This window comes from Streptomyces atratus (assembly GCF_900119365.1).
Taxonomy (GTDB): domain Bacteria; phylum Actinomycetota; class Actinomycetes; order Streptomycetales; family Streptomycetaceae; genus Streptomyces; species Streptomyces atratus_B.
Genome location: NZ_FPJO01000018.1, coordinates 39,766 through 58,302, shown reverse-complemented (window position 1 = coordinate 58,302; position 18,537 = coordinate 39,766). Strand labels below are relative to the sequence as shown.

20 protein-coding genes, 2 pseudogenes and 1 riboswitch are annotated in these 18,537 nt (G+C 69.0%); of the genes and pseudogenes, 11 read left to right on the top strand and 11 right to left on the bottom strand.

Annotated features, from left to right (window positions below):
• Positions 1-92: 92 nt before the first annotated feature.
• Together BT364_RS43280 and BT364_RS26095 are read right to left on the bottom strand one after the other, a co-directional pair.
• Positions 93-310 (bottom strand): annotated as a pseudogene (locus BT364_RS43280) (MarR family transcriptional regulator); the annotation flags it as partial.
• Positions 311-361: 51 nt separating this feature from the next.
• Positions 362-1,144 carry an AraC family transcriptional regulator gene (locus tag BT364_RS26095; RefSeq protein WP_072487677.1) on the bottom strand — a complete coding sequence of 261 codons (783 nt, stop codon included), beginning with the start codon at positions 1,142-1,144 and terminating at the stop codon, positions 362-364.
• A gap of 86 nt (positions 1,145-1,230) precedes the next feature.
• On the opposite strand from BT364_RS26095, the gene BT364_RS26090 reads away from it, so the two are divergent.
• Positions 1,231-2,034, top strand: a complete 804-nt coding sequence (locus BT364_RS26090) for a sulfite exporter TauE/SafE family protein (RefSeq protein ID WP_072487676.1) — start codon at positions 1,231-1,233, stop codon at positions 2,032-2,034.
• Between the two features lie 145 nt (positions 2,035-2,179).
• On the top strand, positions 2,180-2,584 hold the full coding sequence (locus BT364_RS26085) for a DUF6221 family protein (RefSeq protein ID WP_072487675.1): 405 nt from the start codon (positions 2,180-2,182) through the stop codon (positions 2,582-2,584).
• 157 nt (positions 2,585-2,741) lie between these two features.
• Here BT364_RS26085 and BT364_RS26080 read toward each other — a convergent pair whose 3' ends face one another.
• Positions 2,742-3,248 (bottom strand): DUF6624 domain-containing protein, encoded by a 507-nt coding sequence (locus BT364_RS26080; protein WP_072487674.1) that lies wholly within the window; start codon positions 3,246-3,248, stop codon positions 2,742-2,744.
• A gap of 331 nt (positions 3,249-3,579) precedes the next feature.
• On the opposite strand from BT364_RS26080, the gene BT364_RS26075 reads away from it, so the two are divergent.
• On the top strand, positions 3,580-4,020 hold the full coding sequence (locus BT364_RS26075; RefSeq protein ID WP_143166552.1) for a hypothetical protein: 441 nt from the start codon (positions 3,580-3,582) through the stop codon (positions 4,018-4,020).
• A gap of 175 nt (positions 4,021-4,195) precedes the next feature.
• Positions 4,196-5,134 (top strand): LysR family substrate-binding domain-containing protein, encoded by a 939-nt coding sequence (locus BT364_RS26070; RefSeq protein WP_079179633.1) that lies wholly within the window; start codon positions 4,196-4,198, stop codon positions 5,132-5,134.
• Between the two features lie 81 nt (positions 5,135-5,215).
• On the opposite strand, the gene BT364_RS26065 is transcribed toward BT364_RS26070, so the two are convergent.
• Entirely contained in the window at positions 5,216-5,560 is a 345-nt protein-coding gene (locus BT364_RS26065; RefSeq protein ID WP_072487672.1) for a hypothetical protein, read from the bottom strand.
• A 218-nt stretch (positions 5,561-5,778) separates the two neighbouring features.
• On the opposite strand from BT364_RS26065, the gene BT364_RS26060 reads away from it, so the two are divergent.
• The 3 genes from BT364_RS26060 to BT364_RS26050 all read left to right on the top strand — a co-directional run bounded on the left by BT364_RS26060 (position 5,779) and on the right by BT364_RS26050 (position 7,707).
• A complete protein-coding gene (locus BT364_RS26060; protein ID WP_072487671.1) occupies positions 5,779-5,961 on the top strand; it encodes a hypothetical protein in 183 nt (60 codons plus the stop codon).
• Positions 5,962-6,293: 332 nt separating this feature from the next.
• Positions 6,294-6,358, top strand: a riboswitch (Fluoride riboswitch).
• 30 nt (positions 6,359-6,388) lie between these two features.
• The gene (locus BT364_RS26055) at positions 6,389-6,874 is read left to right on the top strand and encodes an inorganic diphosphatase (RefSeq protein WP_072487670.1); all 486 of its coding nucleotides are present in this window, start codon (positions 6,389-6,391) and stop codon (positions 6,872-6,874) included.
• A gap of 29 nt (positions 6,875-6,903) precedes the next feature.
• Complete coding sequence (locus BT364_RS26050; RefSeq protein ID WP_072487669.1) at positions 6,904-7,707, top strand: hypothetical protein; 804 nt, start codon at positions 6,904-6,906, stop codon at positions 7,705-7,707.
• A gap of 682 nt (positions 7,708-8,389) precedes the next feature.
• On the opposite strand, the gene BT364_RS26045 is transcribed toward BT364_RS26050, so the two are convergent.
• Positions 8,390-9,256, bottom strand: coding sequence for a GNAT family N-acetyltransferase (locus BT364_RS26045; protein WP_072487668.1), 867 nt, complete (start codon positions 9,254-9,256; stop codon positions 8,390-8,392).
• A gap of 328 nt (positions 9,257-9,584) precedes the next feature.
• Here BT364_RS26045 and BT364_RS26040 point away from each other — a divergent pair, with 328 nt between their 5' ends.
• Positions 9,585-9,977, top strand: coding sequence for a hypothetical protein (locus BT364_RS26040; protein WP_072487667.1), 393 nt, complete (start codon positions 9,585-9,587; stop codon positions 9,975-9,977).
• A gap of 17 nt (positions 9,978-9,994) precedes the next feature.
• Here the strand turns inward: BT364_RS26040 and BT364_RS26035 are convergent.
• The 3 genes and pseudogenes from BT364_RS26035 to BT364_RS26025 form a co-directional block, all read right to left on the bottom strand.
• Positions 9,995-10,367, bottom strand: a pseudogene (locus tag BT364_RS26035) (phosphotransferase); the annotation flags it as partial.
• A gap of 71 nt (positions 10,368-10,438) precedes the next feature.
• Positions 10,439-10,999, bottom strand: a complete 561-nt coding sequence (locus BT364_RS26030; RefSeq protein ID WP_072487666.1) for an SMI1/KNR4 family protein — start codon at positions 10,997-10,999, stop codon at positions 10,439-10,441.
• Positions 11,000-11,388: 389 nt separating this feature from the next.
• Positions 11,389-12,027 carry a LysE family translocator gene (locus BT364_RS26025; protein ID WP_072487752.1) on the bottom strand — a complete coding sequence of 213 codons (639 nt, stop codon included), beginning with the start codon at positions 12,025-12,027 and terminating at the stop codon, positions 11,389-11,391.
• 794 nt (positions 12,028-12,821) lie between these two features.
• Here BT364_RS26025 and BT364_RS26015 point away from each other — a divergent pair.
• Together BT364_RS26015 and BT364_RS26010 are read left to right on the top strand one after the other, a co-directional pair.
• A complete protein-coding gene (locus tag BT364_RS26015; protein WP_143166551.1) occupies positions 12,822-13,550 on the top strand; it encodes a hypothetical protein in 729 nt (242 codons plus the stop codon).
• Between the two features lie 577 nt (positions 13,551-14,127).
• Positions 14,128-15,192, top strand: coding sequence for a 2,3-butanediol dehydrogenase (locus BT364_RS26010; RefSeq protein WP_072487663.1), 1,065 nt, complete (start codon positions 14,128-14,130; stop codon positions 15,190-15,192).
• 148 nt (positions 15,193-15,340) lie between these two features.
• Here the strand turns inward: BT364_RS26010 and BT364_RS26005 are convergent, their stop codons facing one another.
• Complete coding sequence (locus BT364_RS26005) at positions 15,341-15,787, bottom strand: tautomerase family protein (RefSeq protein WP_072487662.1); 447 nt, start codon at positions 15,785-15,787, stop codon at positions 15,341-15,343.
• A gap of 99 nt (positions 15,788-15,886) precedes the next feature.
• Between BT364_RS26005 and BT364_RS26000 the strand changes: the two genes are divergently transcribed.
• Positions 15,887-16,471 carry a TetR/AcrR family transcriptional regulator gene (locus tag BT364_RS26000; RefSeq protein ID WP_072487661.1) on the top strand — a complete coding sequence of 195 codons (585 nt, stop codon included), beginning with the start codon at positions 15,887-15,889 and terminating at the stop codon, positions 16,469-16,471.
• Between the two features lie 116 nt (positions 16,472-16,587).
• Here the strand turns inward: BT364_RS26000 and BT364_RS25995 are convergent, their stop codons facing one another.
• Together BT364_RS25995 and merB are read right to left on the bottom strand one after the other, a co-directional pair.
• Positions 16,588-17,703 (bottom strand): MerR family transcriptional regulator, encoded by a 1,116-nt coding sequence (locus BT364_RS25995; RefSeq protein ID WP_072487660.1) that lies wholly within the window; start codon positions 17,701-17,703, stop codon positions 16,588-16,590.
• 78 nt (positions 17,704-17,781) lie between these two features.
• Positions 17,782-18,489 carry an organomercurial lyase gene (gene merB, locus BT364_RS25990; protein WP_072487659.1) on the bottom strand — a complete coding sequence of 236 codons (708 nt, stop codon included), beginning with the start codon at positions 18,487-18,489 and terminating at the stop codon, positions 17,782-17,784.
• Positions 18,490-18,537 lie beyond the last annotated feature (48 nt).

Genomic DNA, 18,537 nt, shown 5'->3' with positions numbered 1-18,537 from the left:
CGCCCCGGCGCATCCGTCGCTGCGCCCCATCAGCCGCTCAGCAGCTCAGCCGTCCACGCCTGCCTCTGCCCCCCGTCTCCGCTTCGGCCATGGCGGCTTCGTACGTCCGCAAGGTCTGCACGAACATCGCCTGCTGCTCGGGCGACCATGAGGCTGACCGTGGTCGGCGCGACCTCCAGGCGCGTGGCCAGTTCGTTGACGGTCATCGGCCCGTCGAAGAGCAGACAGGACAGCAGCGACAGGTGCCGTGGCGCCAGTGCGAGCGATCCGGCACCGGGATCCGCTTCGCGCGCCCGACCACGCGCGGCATGAGCAGCAACAGTGCCCTGATCGCGTCGTCGCAGCGCGCGTCCCGGGGCAGTCAGCGCCGACCGCCGCCCTGGCGGCTCGCGGAGAAGCGGGACGGGGGCATCCCGAAGGCACGGGTGAAGGCGGCGGTGAACGCCGCGGGAGAGGCGTAACCGATACGGCCACCGACCTCGCTGACCGACCCGGTGCGCAGCAGTGGGACGGCCGCGAGCAGACGGGCGCGCCCCCGCCAGACGGCCGGGCTGTCGCCGGTCTCGGCGCGGAAACGCCGGGTGAAGGCCCGTTCACTCATCGCCGTCCTGGCGGCCCACGTGGCGTTGGTGGCGTCGGCGTCCGGGGCCGCCAGGTACTCCCGGCAGAGCTTCGCGAGATCGGCGGAGGCGGGAATCCCCACGTGGAACGGGAGCGGGGCGCGCTCGGCGATCTCGTGCGGGAGGAGTGCGGCGATGCCGCCCTCACGCCCGGACAGGCTGTAGTCGACCTTGAACTCGACAGCGGCCAGGAGCAGCTCGCGAAGCAGTGGCGGCACGTCGACGACCGTGCAGGTGGCGGGCCACCAGGGGACGGCATGCGGCTCGATGTACAGGCTCCGGGTGCTCACCCCGAGCATGCGGACCCGGTGCCGCGTAGCGGGCGGGATCAGCACGGCGCGCTCGGGCGGAACGGTCCAGGTCCCCTCGGCGGTGTCGACGACCATGACTCCGGTGGCACCGTAGAGGAACTGGGCGCGCCGGTGTTCGTGCCAGTCCAGTACGTGGCCGGGCGGGTAGTCGGTGCCGATCGGCAGGACGGCTCGGTCGACGTGGTCGACATCGGCCAGCGGGACGTTCTTCACCCCGTCCACACTAGTGGCCGACACACGAAAGAAGTGTGCTGACCATCGCATGCGAGTAGGCCGCCGCGGCTGATGGGGTGGGAGCCATGGACTTCGTGATGCTGATCGGGGTCGGGCTCCTCACCGGAGTGACGACTGTGTTGTTCGGTTTCGGCGGAGGGTTCGTCGCGGTACCGGTCGTGGTTTGGGCGGACGCCGCACTCGGCGCAGACGTGATGCGGGTGGCGACGGCCACCTCGGCCCTGGTGATGGTGGTGAACGCGGGGTTCGCGACGGCCGTCACACCGCGGCGGGTACTCCTCTCGCTCCGCGGCAGCGGCATGCTGCTCCTGCTTCTGGCGACCGGTGCCTCGGCCGGTGCGCTCGCCACGCGCCTCGCTCCGGCTGCTCTGGCCCACTGGGCATTTGTTGCGTACGTCGCGCTCACCATCGCCGACCTGCTCCTGCGCCCCGGCTTCCTCCGCCCGAGCACCCACGCCGGAACGGCATCGGATGCCCCGCGTCCGCTGCCGTCCGCCCTTGGCGCACCGATCGGCGCGGTCGCCGCCTTCCTGGGCGTGGGCGGCAGCGTCATGACCGTCCCCGCGATGCGACGGGCCGGGCACACGATGAGTGCGGCTACCGCACTGGCCAACCCCCTCACCCTCGCCATCGCACTGCCGGCCACCGCGGTGTCCCTGTGCGTGGCAGCGGTCCCCGCCGCCACGCAGGCGCAGGTGCGGCTGGTGGGCCTCATCGACCTCCGCGCCGCCGCGGCGCTGCTCCTGGGGGCCCTGCCGGTGATCGCGGTACTGCGGCGATGCCCGCAGAGGATTCCCGACCGCATCCACGCCTGGGCCTACATCGGACTGCTCTTCAAGGTGACGGTCGCGATGCTGTTCCCGGTCTGACTGACCGCTTCGGGTCGAAGTCCGCCGGCGGCGCCACTTGCTGACGTCGATGCCCGCGGACGTCTGCCGCTCGTCACAGATCCGGCTCCACCCCCGGTTCACCAATCCTCCCGTCCCGGCTCTGCCGACACGAGAGGATGGCCCCATGGACGACTTGATGCAGTTCCTTCGCGACAGGATCGACGAGGACGAGTCCGTGGCCCGTGCTGCCGGGGGCGCAAACGCTGACGGGCTCCGCTGGCTGGACCACGGCTCAGGGAGCGGCCTGGTGAGTGACGACGCCGGAATGGTGGTCACGTACGACGCCGGCGTGAGTGACCAGCACGCCGCCCACATCGCCCACCAGGACCCCGCTCGCGCCCTGCGTGAAGTCGAGGCCAAGCGCGGACTGCTCAAGCGGTACGAGGAGCCGGAGACGAGTGCGGTGCTGCCGGACTCCTCCAACAAGCTCACTGCCGGGGTGGAACGCACGGTCCTCCTGGAGGTCTTCCGTCACCTGACCCTGCCCTATGCCGACCACCCCGACTACCGCGAGGAATGGCGGCCATGAGCATCTGGCCCAGCGTGCCCGGCTCCGACATCCAGGCCCTGAACGGCTTCGACGAGACCGCTCGCTTCCGTACCGAGGGCGATCGAGACCTTGCACAGCCGCTGACCGCGCTCCGCCGTCGGCACGGGCCCGCGTCCCCACCACCCGTGACAGGTCGTCAGGCCATCGCGAACTTGGCGACGTACTCGTCGAAGGGCTCGATGCCCACCTCCGCACGCAGTTCGTCCATACGCTCGGGATCTTCGCAGGGCCACGGAAGCGGTGTCCCGTCCTTCACGCCGGCGATCTGCGTGCCGTAGACCTGCTTGCGGCCCTCGTTGACCAGCGTGCGGTCGCGCAGAAAGGCCAGCTCGCGCTGGCCGGCCGAGCCTGCCGACACCGCCTGCTCCATCAGCCGGAGGGCGCGACGCTGGATGTCGAGCTGCCGGTCGGCGTGCTGGGCGATCAACCACGCCGCACGTGCGGCCTCCTCGCCGACCAGATCTGCCGTCGGCCATCCGTACTCATCCATGATCTCGCCGAGTCGGTCACCGTGCCGTGCGGTCAACCTGCGCCACGCCAACTGCTCTGCCGGGTCGTCGCTGTTCGCGCGGATCGAGGACCGGTGATCGGCGGCAGCCATGTCCGTGAGTTCCACGGCCAGCGCGGCAACGTCGTGCGCCATTCTCAACTCCTGGGTCAGGTGAGTTCCTTGAGCTCGTTGCCGGAAACCCTACGGCGCATATCGGGCGCAAAGATCATTACGGAGAACGGTGACAGGAACCTCGGCGCACAGCGATAATGGAACTACGCCCGGAGCCGGAGCATGAGTCGCTGTGCGGGTGACGAGGGCGACTTCCCTCCGGGTGCATCCGACTCCCGCGAGTCGAGGGCAGTGTGTGGGTCAACGTCAATTCATCGCTGTGCAGAGGTAATTACGCTTCGCCAAGCGAACGCGCTGGTTACCCTGCACCAGCACACGCTGCACAGCATGAGTTCACCTTGGAGGAAGAACCGTGAAGCTTCGAATTGCGGCAGTGACTGTCACCGGCCTCGTGGGTCTCGCTCTGACGGCAGGCCCCGCCCACGCCGATGCGGGCCTGGTCGCTGTGGCATCCACCAGTCCGACAGTGACTCCGCCGGCGGGCCAGGACGCCTGCTCGACTCTCTACGTCGGCACAGTCCTCACCGGCCGGGGCTGCTTCGAGTCCTACGGTGACAAGATCTGGGCCGAGGACCTCAGGAGCGACGGCCTGCGAGTGATCGTGGAGGCCCGATACAACTACGACCGTCCGAACGACGAGTGCCACCAGGTCGGCGGCGCGGGAGCGGGCGGATACTGCAACTACAACATGAGGGAGGACGGTCAGGTGAGCTTCCGCGTCGTCACGCGGAACGGTGCCACCGGACCGAACGACACCACCGGCGCCTGGACCAGGTGGCTCACGATCGGCTGAGCCGCGGAAACCTAGAAGTCCCACCTCTCGGGGCCCGCCACCGTGTGCGGGGGGGCACCAGCACCACCCCCGCACACGGGCCTCAGGCCACCTGACGCGCCGTCGGCAGCGCAGCAGACTCTTCCCCAGGACCGGCGAGGACCCGCCGGGCACCGATCACGGACGGGGAAGAGCGATGACCAGTCACACACGCCGACGGATCCTCCGGGGAGCGGCACTCGCGGCGGCCGGGAGCGTCGTAGGAGGCTACGGTCTCGGCCACTACGCCACCGCGGCGCAGGCCGCCACCAGCAGCACTGGAGCCGGAGGCGGGGAAACATCCCCGTTCCTGGAAGGGGCCTTCGCCCCGGTCACCGAGGAACTCACCGCGTTCGGCCTGGAGGTGACCGGCCGGGTCCCGCGTGACCTGGACGGCCGCTACCTGCGTACCGGCCCCAACGCGCTGGGCATCGAGGATCCGCGGGCCCACCACTGGATGCTCGGCGACCCGGGCGTCCACGTGATCAGCCGCGAAGGAACCACCCCGGCACTGGCACGCGCCCTGCGCGCGGGCAGCATCGAACTCGCCCTGCTGGCATCCGCCCCGCCGTTTCGAGCACCGGACACCGAATCGCCCCCGCTCGTACTGCAGACGCTCACCGAACACGCGCTCCGTCTGGCCGTGCCCACGACCCACCCGCTGGCCCGCGGCGACTTCGTCGACATCGCCGACCTGCGCGGACAGCAGTGGATCGCCGGCTCGTCCTCCGGCGCGGACCGGCTCATGGGATTGTGGCCGGGGCTGGACGAGCGACCCGAGATCGTGGACACTGCCCGCGACTGGATGGCGAAATTGCATCTCGTGGCCGCGGGCTGCGGCCTGACCACCGTGACTGCCGCGATGGCCTCCGCCGCGCCCTCCGGCGTACGCATCCTGCCGGTACGCGGCGGGCCACAGGAACTCCGGCGCCTGCTCCTGGCCCGGATTCCCGAGCCGCCGGCCGAACCCGTCATCCGCCTCGCGGCCGCGTTGAGGACCGCGGCCCTCAACACGACACCGTGCCAAGTCCGTGACACACCGCACCGCACCGGGCGGCTCTGCGGTGTCACGGGCTGTTGTTGCCGCCGGACGTGACGTTGCGGCAGGTTGAACAGCCATCGGAGTTCGAAGCAGAACGGGACGGCTCTTCGTCCCGGAAGCAGCGAACCCGGCGCGTCATTGGTTCACCGCGTCGAAGGGCTTGTCGTGCCAGCGCCAGCCGGCGGTGCCGTCGTCGTGGATGTGCAGCATGAACTCGGCGACCGGACTGCCATCGGGAAACGTCATCGTGAGCGCACCGCGGATCCGGGTGCAGCAGGCGTCGGCCCGGTCCCAGTCCTCCTCGTCGACCGCCCGCTCCTGCTCAGCGAAGAGGGGACTGAACTCTTCGAAGCCAGGAAGGGTCTCCGCTTCGGCGTGAGTCCAGGGCATGTCGGCGCCGGTCACGGTCAGCCGGGCAATCTCCTGATCGCCGTGGTGGAGCCGCCAGATGCTGCCGGTGGTCAGGTTCTGGTTGGTCATATCCCCATGATGGCGATCACCACTGACACTTGGGCCCATGGGAAGAAGGAGGGCCGGTGGCACTTTGGAGGAGTTGCCACACCGCACGGAGGAACAGGAGGTCGAGCTGCTCAGGCTCGCCCGGTTCACTGATCACGCCGGCCCCGGACGTGGGTAGCTGCGCGCGCGACTGCCCGCGCGAGCGGAGATCCTCGCTGGGGTCGAAGATCCCCTCCTGGATGCGGTCCAGCAGAGTTCTGCCGGTACCCGAGGACGTCGTCTTCACCGTCGAGCACTCGGTCCGCGCTGCCATGCTCGCGGTCTACCACCACTTCGACGTCGACAAGGAGATCCCGACGATGTACCACGGCCTCTCCGACCCGAAGATCGCCTGGTCCGCGCTGAGGACCGCCTTCGCCTGATTACGAACTCCTCCCCGATGACAACACAGCGACACGGCCCAGGTCAGCCCCGGTCCTGACCCCAGTGGTGTCTTCCGTGGCGGTTCGTTCAGCGTCGAAGCCTGGGGCTCTTCCATGCACGTCTCCTACTCGCCGGGCACGGGGATACACGAGTGCGCGTCGCAAGCAGGGACCGTTGGCGGCGTCGTCGCCACGGTTCGGGTACGGCGGGCCCCACCGCCGTGCGATGAGAACGAAATCACCGCTCCAGGCAGGTTGCCCGGCGCCGGGAACGTTCTCCCGCGCATGGCCGGGACCGGCGGTTGTACCGCCCGGCCGTGCGCGGGACACTGGACACATCGGGCGATGAGGCTCGCCGTAACCGCGCCGATGCGGCGCTGATGACCTCTGCGTGACCCAGCCGTCTGGCATTACGGAGGTGGGCGCGGTGCCTCGCATCAAGGTCGAGGTCGAGTCGACCATCGGGTCCTCCATCGGGAGGCACGGCGGTCCGGAGTCCACCGAGCACGATGCGCCGAGCCGCGCCGGTGGCTGGCCCGTGGGCGAAGGATGCGCTCAGGACACCCTGGGCGAGGACGGCCGGTCCGTGCGGACCATGGTCCTGATGCAGGATCCGGCACGGCCGGGCGACGAGGTATCCGCCTGGCCGGTGGCGGTGCTGCACCTGAGCGACGGTCGACTTGACCTGGACGAAGTGGTATGCGTCGCCGAGGCCGAGCCCTTCGTCGATCTGGTCGACCTTGCGGACCTGGGCCGCTGGCACGCGGAGCCTGCCGCATGGGCAGCTGCGCTCGGCCGGCTCTCGCCCGGCTCCACGTGTCAGGTGATGGGCTGCGGCAGCCGGAAGGAGGCCGATCGACTGGTGGCGGATGCCCAGCACACCTACCTCCAGCTCACCGGATGCATGGACTGAACTGCATGCCGGGGGAAAGGAATCAGGCTGTGACGACGATCATTGACGGCCGCACGCGTCATGCGGTGGCACTTCCGTCGGCGCGTGATCGGCTGCTGCGGATGAGCGTGCACCTGCCCGTCATCAACGGCGAGCCAGGGCCGGTCCACGCACGGATACTCGTCGTCGCGGACGTGCTGTTGCGGACGTTGGAGGCGGACGGTCACCAGCTGATCTGGGCCTGCGAGGTTCCTGACCCGTCACCGGAGCGGGTCAGGACGTTGCAGACCTTCATGACCGCGCTCGGAGTGCACTCCCCGGCCTCCTTCACCAGCAGCAGCGGAGAGGTACTCGACATCCTTGGAGGCCCGGCCGACGTGTGTGTCTTCGGCGACGGACGACATGACGCCGAACCGGGGGTGTGGGTGGGGGTGGGACGCGTTGACGGGACCGGGGCGCACGGGCAGTGTCCGGCCGCGGGTGAGGATCTGCTGGCCATCAGGCTCGGTTTGCTCAGCCGGCCCTACCACCGGCCTGTCACTCTCACGTCCAGTGACGTCGTCGAGGCCGATCGGACACTGCTGCGCTGGCGGGAGCGAGTTGCGCACTGGGCGTGTTCGCCGTCGAAACCGGTGCCGCAGGAAGTCGGCCGCGCGGCGGCCGACGCGCTGGCAGCAGACCTCGGCACACCGGCTGTACTCGACCTGCTGCTCCGCGCCGAGGTGGCCGATGGCGTGCCCGAGGGCGCGAAGTTCGAGACCTTCGCCTCCTTGGACCGGATTCTCGGCCTGGAACTCATCCGTGAGATCGGGCGCCTCCCGCTGCGGGAGGCGGGCCTGTTCCGGCCCGACTGATCGTGCTGCGGCACGCCAAGTTGGCCTGGCCGGACGGTGTACCCGATCACTTCCTCCTGGCGATGGGGTGTTGGTTCTTCGTACGTCCTCGGAGCGGTCGGGGATGCCTTCTCCGTGGGGCCGGCAGTCTCCACGAGGACGAGGCGTCGGCGAGCAGGCGCCGAGTACCTCGCCAGCGTGGTCCTACTCAGCGATACTCCCGCAGGGGTTCGCAGCTGCTCATCAGCGGCCGAGCCGTCGTGAGGTACCGGGCGGCCAGGTGAAGTGAACCATCGAGTGCAAACCGCTGAAAGCCATCCCCGGTGTCTCTGGGCCTCTGGACCTTACGACGGCCCCGTCCAACCCACCAATAACGAAGGACCCGCTGACGGTCTCCGCTTTCCCACCGCCGCGCGCAACGCGGTTGCCTGCCTGCCGACATCGGCTTGGCACCCAGCGGCTTCGCCAGAGCGCCGCAGGCCATTCCCGGTTCTCATGCAGGGCGCCCGTGCTGACCTGCTTCGACGGCTGAGCGGAGCGCGCTGCGAGACTTCACTCAACCACGGTGCGATCCTGAAGAAGGAGTCCCCGGCCATCGCCGAGGCCATACGAGAGGTCGCTGCCCTCGACCACAAGGAACACTGAAGACACGACCAGCGCACCGACGACAACTGCACGCCCTCGCCACCGGAGGAGCGGGACCTCAGACGCTCCGGTATTGGTCCCGCACCTCGGGGTGTTGCCGGAAGCCGGCCGACTTGTAGGTGGCGACGGCGCCGGCATTGGAGCTCGGGGTGCAGACGATCGCGCTCGACGAGCCCAGTTCCTGGAGTGCGGCCGCTGCGGCTACGGTGATTGCCTCGCCGTAGCCGCGACGGCGATGCTCCCTGCGCACGCCCATCGGTTCGAGCAGTCCGGGCCTACCCGGACCGGCCGACCACACCGCCACGGCCGCCACCGCACTGCCCCGGTCGTCGTACGCGACCAGGCACCGGGCATCGGCGTACGGCAACCCGGCCGCCATGGCGTGCCAGCGCTCGTCAGTGAACCTCGACCCGTCGAACGCCGCCCGATGAACGGCGGCAAACACGTACGCCTGCTCCGGGCCGACCACCTCGATCCGCACGCCCGGGTCGCTCACCGGCTCCGCGAGGTCGCGGCACAGCGGCGTCCACGGCTCGTCGACACTCCAGCCGTCCTCGGACAACAGATCCCGGACCAACGCACCCATCGGAGCCTCGATGCTCACCTTCCCCGCGGGCAACACGCCACGCTCCGGCTCGATCATGTCTTCGATCAACTGCTGAGCCAGCTCCTCCTCCCGCTGCGCCTCCGGCGCGATCGTCAGCCGCAACAGCCCGGGACCGTCCAGCAGCCCGACGGCGAGAATTCGTCCGTCCCGGCTCCACGTCCTCACCGCTGCGGCGGTCGCCTCCGCACCCGACCGCCAGAACCAGCCCAGGTCCCCCGGATGCAGTTGCATCGGCGCCCCGTCGTACTGCCACTCCCGCAGCACACCCACAGCCTCGTTCAGCCCGTCGACTCCCGGCTTTTCCAACACAATCGCCATACCCCCGATCACACACCATCCCACCGACAGCCCGCACCCGGTTTCCGATTCCGGCCGGCCCGGCGTCGGGCGGGTTCGGGCGCTCGGGAAGGCAGCCGGTGATCGAAGGGAAACGGCGCAGCCGACCATGATGGTTCTCGCCGTGCCGATGGTCCCCAAGGTCTTCCGTGTTTTCGGGGGTTGGGCTTTGGGCCTTGGGCTCAGGCGAACACGCGAGGTGAGTACCGGGCCAACCGCCCCTGGGCATCCACTTCGGGCACGGTGCTGGCACCATGGGGGAGAAGCAGGAACGACACCGGAGCCGTACTCCCCCATATTGAGTGGCCTCATGATTCTCGGTGAGGTGGCGTGTCGATATCAGGCGGACGAGATCCTCCCGGAGGACCTGCCGATGATTGCTGCTGAGGCACTCGCGGCAGGGCTGGACACCTCGAAGCTGTGCGAGCTCGCCGGCTGGCCTCGCAACGCAGATGCTCATGATGTCCGCAGCGCGTTCGAGCAAGCACTCTCCGAGTTGGGAATCGAGTTGCCTGTTCCGGGCCTGGCACAACGCCACGGTCTGCGCCGGCTGGCGGCGCGACTCGCCGAGGGAGAAATTGCTCCCGCCGAACTGGCGACGGACCTCTGGCAGGAGATCGAGGCCGAAACCGCGAAGGAGCGATCGTTGGTCATGCTGATCCCGCAATTGCGTGTGCTGCATCGAGTACACGTCGGGGCTTGAGTTGCGGACGTGGGCGGCCGAACAGGCCGGATCGCCTGCGAAGAGGTCGCCGAAGTCGATCACGCCGCAGAAGGTGCCGTCCGCGGTGAGAACGTTGGCCGGATGCAGGTCGCCATGGAGCCACAGTGCCGGGCCCTCCCAGTCGGGCGCGGCGGCGCCTTCCCAGACCGCGCGGACGCCGTCCGGGTCGGGGATCAGCCCCAGCTCCGTGGCCGAGGCGAGCATCTTGGTGAACCCCTCGGTGCCGTCGGCCAGCGGCCCCCCGAGGTCACGACCGGCGGGCGCCCCGGTGGGAGCGGGTTGGTGAAGGGCTGTCAGGAAGGCGGCCAGGATGTCGGCCGCGTCCGCAGCGCGCGTGGCGGGGGCGCGGTCGGCCGGCTCGCCCGGCACTCAGGTGGTGATGCAGGTCGTGAGGCCAATTCCGGCAGTGGTGGCCGGCCGGGATAAGCATCACCGACGCATCATGCCGCGTCGAACCAGGGCTTGTTGGCAGCCCAGTGCTTGACCCACCCTGCGAATCCGGGTTCAGCCGTGGTGAACCCGAACCCGGATCCGAATGGAGTTGCCCCTTCGCCAGTGATGAACCAGACGTGTCCGCGATGCGCGCCGGTGACGACGAGATGCCAGTACATACCGCAGCCGTCTGTCCCGAGCACGATCGTCCCGTGATTGAACATCTGGTCCAGGATCGGCTCGATCTCCTCCGACGGCCTTGGGTCCTCATCCCACAGCCAATTCGAGGTGAGCGGGAAGGGCCGACTCAGGTCGCGATCCCCACGGCCGTCACCCCAGTCGTCGGGCAGCTCTGCCAGTCCCACCAACCCATAATCCGGCGGACCGGAGTGCGACCCGTCGGTGACCTCCGCCACGAAGGTCCGATAGGGCTCGGGCAGGACTATGCCGTGCTCCGCTTCGAAGGCTTGCACCGCTTCCCAACCCAGAGCGGACTCACCGCCGTCGTCGATGTCGAAGGCCGCACGAATCGCAGCGAGGTCGTCGGGATCCACGTGCTCGGTGTTCATGCGGCCTATTGATACCAGCCGGCTGTGACAGCGGCCCCGGTACCTCGTCCCGGCGGCGCTCCTGCTGTTCTGGCTTCGGGTTCCAGGACGGCTACACGAGGTTGCTGCCGGTCACCCGAGTGCTTCGATTTGCGGCGCATGCGTCCAACTCCCGGGCTCATCCGATTGCGTTCCCGACCGCGGGGCTCGCGGCCGGTGCCGAACGGTCTTTCTCGGTGCTGTGCCCGGTGGTGGTGCTCTGGCGGGTGTGGTGTCGGGTGAGAGTGGCGATCGTGATGCCGCAGCCGGCGGTGATCCACCAGACCGTCACCGGGCCCCACCGCCTCGCCCACGGCAAGACACAGGCCGAGCGCGCCGCCGACCGACCCGGTCGCCGCTCCGGTACGGGATCAGTCCTTGCGTCCCGTCACGGCGACGGTGATGCCGAGGCCGATCATCGTGAGCCCGCCGACTCCTCCGACCAGGGAGAGCCGCTGAGGTGAGCGAGCAAACCAGTCCCGCCCGGTTGCCGCGATCAGTCCCCACAGGCTGTCGGAGGCCACCGCGATGATGTTGAAAACCAGCCCGAGCACCAGCATCTGAACCACGATGTGTCCTTGGCCCCGGTCGACGAACTGCGGCAGCACGGCGGCGAAGAACACAATGGTCTTGGGGTTGGCCACACCGACGGCGAACCCCTCCAACAACGTGCGCAGGCCGCCCTGCGTGGTCTGGTCAGCAATGAACGCGGCCTGCAGCGAGCCACGTTGCCGCCACGCCTTGACACCCAGATATACCAAGTAGGCGGCACCGGCCAGTTTCAGCACCGTGAAGACAAGAACGGAGCGCTCCACGATCGACCCGACCCCGAGAGCCACAGCCACGATGAGCACATAGGCGCCCAACGTGTTCCCCACGACCGTGGTCAGCGCGGCGCGCCGCCCCTGCGCCAACGCCCGCCCGATCACGAACAGCACACTGGGTCCGGGGATCACGATCAGCAGGAATGACATGGCCGCGAAGGCAAGCAAGCGCTCGGAAGACACCATGGCGCCCATGTAAGCACGGGCCAGGTTCGTCCCTCAGCCCGTTTTCACGACCGTCTCGCCGAAGGGCTCAACTCCTCGCGTCCTCTCGAAGTGCATCTGTCAGATGGCGATGTGTGTGGGCTGAGAGGCGGCTGTCCGGTGTCAGGCCACCGCGCAGCGGGGCGGGTGCTTACGAGTGGGAGCTGAACTGCGGCGTGCCCTTCGGAGTTTGGCAGGCAAGGGCGCGGCGGCGACCGAGGAAGACTGCTACCCACTGTTCGAATGCGTCGCGCTGGGCACCGGACGCGTGACCTCCGTCGCGACCGCGGCGCTGCCGTGCGCCGCAGACGGCACTCTCCTTCGTCGTCCGACTCGTCGACGCGGCGCGCCGGACCGGGGACACCCTGCTGTGCCGGGCCGCGCTCGACGAGGCGTGGTGGCTGCTGGTGGTGATGCCGTCCGCGGAATCTGCGCTGCTGCCGCACGCGGGCGCACTGCTTTCCGACCCGGACGACGGCGTACGGTACCGGGCGGCCCACCTGCTCGCGGCGCTGGGTGCGCGGGCGGCTCCGTACGCTGACAAACTTGCCGCTCCTCGACGACTTGGGCGAGGACGACTGCTTCGAGGGCACTGTGGGCGACCGCGCCCGCTGGGCGCTGACCCGCATGGGTGACCAGCGCGCCCTGCCGGAGCTGGTCGAGCGGCTCTACGCGCCGTACCGAGACCAGTACTCCCGCGGATACTGCGTGGGTGACCCGCATCTGCCGGAGGTGAGGAGGTACTGGCCCCACTGCGAGCACACGCGGAGATCCTCTTGCCCGAGGTGCGGCAACTGCTCCGCGACGATGGTAAGGGCGGCGCGCTGACCTGTACCTTCCTGCGTGTACTTCAGGCTTGGGGGCCGGCCGCGGCGCCCGCGCTGCCGGAGGTGGTGGCCCTGCTGGACGATGCCCGGTACTCGCTGGACGCAGTCGACGCGCTGGTGGCGATGGGACCGGCCGCTGCCTCCGCCGAGCCCGCCGTACGCCGGTGCACGGTCCTCGACTGCCCCGGCAACCATCACAAGGTGGCGTGGGCAGCCCGGCGTCTCGGTGGCGACCGCGATGCGGCGCTGCGGCGGATCGGCGAAGCGGTGCTGACCGAGGAGGGGCCGCTCTACGGTCCCGTCGGCCTCCTCGGCGAATTCGGCCCGGCGGCCGCTCCCTACGCCGACCGGGTACGGCACCTCATGGAGCACGGTGACACCTGGTCGCGGCCACGAGCGGCGGTCGCGCTCTGGTCGATCACGGGCGAACCGGAGCCGAGTGTGTCCGTCTTGGAGGAGTACCTTCCTCCCATCGCACACGGCGGCGACACCTACGGCAGCTTTCTCTACGCGCTGCAGGCCCTCGCCCGGATCGGAACCATCTCCCCGGCGGCGCGGGCGGTCCTGCGGACGGTGCAGGGATTCGACCGGCCGCTGTCGACGTATCGTGACTACCGGGCGATCCTCCAGGACGAAACGATCCGGTCCGCGATCGACGACGTCCTCGCCCTGCCCTGACATCCGGCCTGCCCTGAAAACCGGCCTGTCGGCGTGCCGAGAACGGGCCCGGTGCCCGCCAACTGCCAGGGGCGGTGACGGCGGGCACGCGGCAGCTCCAGCTGCGGAGACCTGACCTCCAGTACTGCAACGGTCTTTACGTTCCGGCTTTGTCAGGGCCGCTCTCGCCCTCCCCGGCATCACCTGGATCAGGCTGCCCTCAGCTTCAACCCTGCTTCTTCGTCACCCGTTTGAAGGGCGCCCAAGCCCTCGCCGCGGCGGCAGGCACGGTGTCGCCGGCGCAGGAGCAGCAGCTTCGCACCGGAACAGGGACAACGGCGGCGCGCCTGGTGGTGGAGTTTCGCACTGGTCGGCTGACTGCCGGGCCTGTGCCGCATGCATCGGGGGAGTGCGTGCGCGGTACGGCAGACACGGGGCGTGCTGTTGGGCCCAGGCTGTTGACGCGAGCGCCTGTCCGTATTGGGTCGTACTGTTGTCTATTAGTGTGAATATGACGTGGAGCGAGGTACGTACCTCGTTCCACGTCAAGTCTCGACATGAGGCGTGAGCAGACAACAGACAAAGGAGTCGGCCCAAAGTGAAGGCTGCACGCTACTACGACCGCGGTGACATCCGTATCGAGGACGTCCCGGAACCTGTTGTACGACCGGGCGCGGTGGGTATCGACGTCGCGTATTGCGGGATCTGCGGCACCGACCTGCACGAGTACCTCGACGGGCCGATCTTCGTTCCGCCGGCCGGCCACCCGCACCCGGTCTCGGGCGAGTCCGCCCCCGTTACGCTCGGTCACGAGATGTCCGGCGTCGTGTACGCGGTGGGCGATGGTGTCGAGGGCCTGAAGCCGGGCGACCGCGTCGTCGTCGAGCCCTACATCCTGCGCTCCGACGTCGACACGAGCAAGAACAACCCGACTTATCACATCTCGCCCGACATGAACTTCATCGGGCTGGGCGGCCGCGGTGGCGGGCTTGCGGAGAAGATCGTCGTCGAACGCCGGTGGGTCCACCCGGTCGGAGACGTCCCGCTGGACCAGGCGGCACTCATCGAGCCGCTGTCGGTGGGATACCACGCGTTCCAGCGCTCGGGCGCGAAGGCGGGCGACTTCGCCCTCGTCGGCGGCGCCGGCCCCATCGGGCTGCTCACCTGCGCGGTGCTCAAGGCGATGGGCGTCGAGGTCGCGGTCACCGAGCTCAGCTCGTTGCGCCGGCAGAAGGCGCTGGACGCCAAGGTCGCCGACCACGTCATCGACCCCGCCGTCACCGACGTTGCCAAGGAGGTCCGGCGCCTCACCGGCGGCAAGGGCGCGGACGTCGCATTCGAGGCCACGTCCGTCAACGTCGTCCTCGACACACTGCTGGACGCCATCAGGCCCGGTGGCGTCATCACCGTCATCTCGATCTGGGGCAAGCCTGCGTCGCTCGACATGCAGAAGCTCGTCCTCAAGGAGGTCGACCTGCGCGGCACGATCGCCTACGTCAACTCCCACCCGCAAACCATCAAGCTCGTACAGGAAGGGCGCATCGACCTGGCGCCGTTCATCACCAAGACCATCGGCCTGGACGACCTCGTGACCGAAGGCTTCGAGACCCTGATCCACCACAACGAGACGGCCGTCAAGATCTTGGTGGACCCCCGCTCCTGACACGCCGGCAGACCCGGTCGCGGGCTCTGTGGCCCGTTCAGCACCGCCTCGCCCCCGGAGGGTGACGGCGACGAGCTCTCCGGCCAGGCCCTGCCGCCGAGCTCCCGTCGTCTCCCACCGAGCAGGCGGGTATTCGGCGACAGGGCGCTCAGATGCGAGCTTCCGTCACGTTCGCGCGTTTCTTCTGCGCCAGGGCGACGAGGTCGGCGTGGCGGACGACCGAGCCGCCCGCGCCCCATGTGCCGTCGGGCTGTTCATGGACCAGCACCCACACCCGCAGTGCCTCCTGTGCGGGCAGTCCTGCAGCCGCCAGAACGGTCTTCGTGACCTCTCCTATCAGGCCGACCCTGCGGCGTTCCGAGAGCGCGCCCCCGGGCACGGTGATGTCCACGAGGAAGCGCGGGGCGTCGTCCTCCGCCGTGACCTGCGCGCCCTCGGGCAATTCGACGAGATGACCCCAGGCCAGGGAGCGGAAGAACGTGGTGTCGGGCATGCCCTTCCAGCGCAGGACGACAGCGGCCAGGTCGCGCTGGACGGTGGCGCGCCCCTCCTTGGTGAGGGCCCCTGACGGGACGGTCAGCCTGATCATCGGCATGGTGGCTCCTTCGATCATGCGAGTGATGTATGACAGCCGTTATAACGTGTGGTCGCGCTACGATATGACAGTTGTTATGTGCAAGAAGGGGAGTGTGGGATGGCGGAGAGCGGTACGTCGTCGCGCGAGCGGATCGTGGCAGGCGCCGCCGACATGATGAGCCGGCGCGGGCTGAGCGCGATGAGCATCCGGAAGATGGCCGAACACGCCGGGACACCACTCGGCTCGACGTACCACTTCTTCCCCGAGGGCAAGCAGCAGCTGGCCACGGAAGCGGTCCGGTACGCAGGCGAGTGGGCGGTCCGCGCGTTCCGGGGGGAGCCCGGCGCCGGCCCGGACACGGGGCTCATGGCGTTCGTCGACGTGTACCGGACGATCTTGGTCGAGAGCGACTTCCACGCGGGCTGCCCCGTCCTGGCGGTCGCCATCGAGGAACCCCAGACCGACGAGATCCCGCCCGCCCTGGTAGCCGCGGCGGAGGTCCTCGACACGTGGGTCGGCCTGCTCGCCACCTCCTTGCGCAGTCACGGAGCGGAAGCCGAACAGGCCGCGCAGATCGCGACGCTGGTCGTCGCGGCCATCGAGGGCGCGGTGGCCATGTGCCGGGCCAAGCGCAACACGGACCCCCTCGATCACACGGCTGCGCAGCTCCACGCCTTGATCACCGGCGTGATCAAGGGATAGGCCGTGGTTCAGAAGTCCGGTACAGACGCTCTCAACAGTGGGGATCCGGGGCGTTTGATCACCGATCGACCGTGAAGTGGCGGGTCAGTCCTTGCGGCGTTCTCGCGCACGATGGTTCAGGCTACGAGAAGGCGGAGGCCGAGCTCTGCCGCGTCGAGGGCGACGAGGTCGCGGTTGCGCTCGGCCCACCGGCCTGAGGAAAGGTCGTCGCGAAGCCGGTTCACCGCCCGCTGCTCGGCCTCCGGCCCGACTCTGGTCCATACCGATATCGCGCGGCGCACATGTTCGTCCAGGTACGCCTCGGGTCGGCGCCAGTAGGCCTCGAAGAAGCCGTCAGCGCAGTCCCACGGGATGAGCACCGGTTCCAGGCGGGCCCCGATCGTGCTGGCCAGCTGGTCCACCGAGGGCCGTCCGGCGACCAGGCCGGCGACCTCAGGCAGGTAGTCCCGGGTGAGCCAGAACCGTTGACGCCAGCCGGTGTCACTGGCGTCGTGCGTGAACACCACCACGCGCCGGGCCACGCGCCGCATCTCGCGCAGCCCGGCGATCGGGTCCTGCCAGTGATGAACGGTGCTGAAGGCCATCGCGGCGTCGAAGGACTGGTCCTCGAACGGGAGGCTCTCCGCACGGGCGGCCACGCATGGCGCCGCGCCTGCGGGACGCTGCGCCCGCATGACCGCCGACGGTTCCACCGCCGTGACATCGCGGTCCGGGGGTTCGTAGGAGCCGGTGCCGGCCCCGACGTTCAGTACCGTCCGTGCGTCGCCGAGCGCATCCCAGACCCTCGCGGCGATCCGCGGCTCGGTGCGTCGCGTCGCCGGGTAGGCGGACCCGATGGCTTCGTACAACTGCGCGCCGAATACCTTCAGTTGTTCCTCTGGTGTCGTCCTGATCCCCATTGCCCGTGCCTCCAGTTCCCTGTCTATGGCCGTCACCATGCCAGCAGCTCGGTCGCGCTGGTCCAGCAGCAGGCCACGCAGCCGGTGCAGGTGCGCGACCGCGTCGGTGGCCGGGTCGTCAACGAGATCCGCGATCTCGCGCAGTCCGAAGCCCAGCCGCCGGTAGGCGAGCACCTCCCGCAGTCGCTCCACGTCGCCCGCCGAGTAGGCCCGGTACCCGGCCGAGGTCCGCGCGGACGGCTGCACGAGGCCGATCGCGTCGTAGTGATGCAGGGTGCGGACGCTCACGTCGGCCAGCTCGGCCACGCGTCCCACGGTCAGGTGCTCTTCCATGCCACCGACAATGCGGCATGACGCCACGTGAGGGTCAAGCGCTTCGCTCCTGGTAGACCCATCGTGCGAATGGAGACCTCATTCCGGCAGTCCCCAGAAGGATCCGTGCAGGCCGACCTGGGCGAAGTAGGCAGTGGCGGAGGAGGGGTCGCGGCGGGTGTGGCCCGGGTCCAGGCGTCCGGTGTACCAGTCGCCGGCAAAGCGCCACAGGGTGGTCAGATCCATCACGTAGCCACGCTCCTGGCCCGTCTGCTGCAGCCAGGAGTCGACGCAGTCGGTGGAGCAGAACAGGCGCTGATTGGCGCAGGTGTGCATGATGTCGTCCCAGGCCCGGTGCATGGGGGTGAGGAAATGAGCGACCTGGTCACCCTTCGGGGGTGCCTCTCGGCCGACCACCCAGGCGTGCGGGGTGTCGCAGGCCGGGCAGCGGGTGGCGACCAGGACATCGGGCTCGTTCCGGAGCAGGTGGGGCAGGGCGAACGAGTCCCACGCACAGCCGCCCCACCACAGGGTGTGCGATCCCATGACGGAGAAGCCGAGCGGCACCGACGCGAAGGGGTGGGCCATCACGACCCGGTCGCTGTCCTGCGAGTCCAGGACCACGTCATGACGTGCGTGAAGGGTGTGCAGTTCCTGACGCACGTGGTCCGGGGCGAGTCCGGTGTGTGCGGCAAGTTCAGGCACGCTCGGGGCCCGGCCGGTGCGCGCGAACCCGTGGTAGACGGCCAGGCGGACCTTCTCCGTCTTGTGAAGGCTCGTCGGTGCTGCTGAGACGTTCTCGGTCATTCCTACGGTTCCTTCGCTGGTTGAGGTGCTGGTGTCCAGCGTGAGCCA

Coding starts and splice junctions, on each gene's coding strand:
- BT364_RS26090 (WP_072487676.1), top strand. CDS start 1,231: ATGGACTTCGTGATGCTGATCGGGGTCGGGCTCCTCACCGGAGTGACG.
- BT364_RS26085 (WP_072487675.1), top strand. CDS start 2,180: ATGGACGACTTGATGCAGTTCCTTCGCGACAGGATCGACGAGGACGAG.
- BT364_RS26080 (WP_072487674.1), bottom strand. CDS start 3,248: ATGGCGCACGACGTTGCCGCGCTGGCCGTGGAACTCACGGACATGGCT.
- BT364_RS26070 (WP_079179633.1), top strand. CDS start 4,196: ATGACCAGTCACACACGCCGACGGATCCTCCGGGGAGCGGCACTCGCG.
- BT364_RS26065 (WP_072487672.1), bottom strand. CDS start 5,560: ATGACCAACCAGAACCTGACCACCGGCAGCATCTGGCGGCTCCACCAC.
- BT364_RS26060 (WP_072487671.1), top strand. CDS start 5,779: ATGCGGTCCAGCAGAGTTCTGCCGGTACCCGAGGACGTCGTCTTCACC.
- BT364_RS26045 (WP_072487668.1), bottom strand. CDS start 9,256: ATGGCGATTGTGTTGGAAAAGCCGGGAGTCGACGGGCTGAACGAGGCT.
- BT364_RS26040 (WP_072487667.1), top strand. CDS start 9,585: ATGATTCTCGGTGAGGTGGCGTGTCGATATCAGGCGGACGAGATCCTC.
- BT364_RS26030 (WP_072487666.1), bottom strand. CDS start 10,999: ATGAACACCGAGCACGTGGATCCCGACGACCTCGCTGCGATTCGTGCG.
- BT364_RS26025 (WP_072487752.1), bottom strand. CDS start 12,027: ATGGTGTCTTCCGAGCGCTTGCTTGCCTTCGCGGCCATGTCATTCCTG.
- BT364_RS26005 (WP_072487662.1), bottom strand. CDS start 15,787: ATGCCGATGATCAGGCTGACCGTCCCGTCAGGGGCCCTCACCAAGGAG.
- BT364_RS26000 (WP_072487661.1), top strand. CDS start 15,887: ATGGCGGAGAGCGGTACGTCGTCGCGCGAGCGGATCGTGGCAGGCGCC.
- BT364_RS25995 (WP_072487660.1), bottom strand. CDS start 17,703: ATGGAAGAGCACCTGACCGTGGGACGCGTGGCCGAGCTGGCCGACGTG.
- merB (WP_072487659.1), bottom strand. CDS start 18,489: ATGACCGAGAACGTCTCAGCAGCACCGACGAGCCTTCACAAGACGGAG.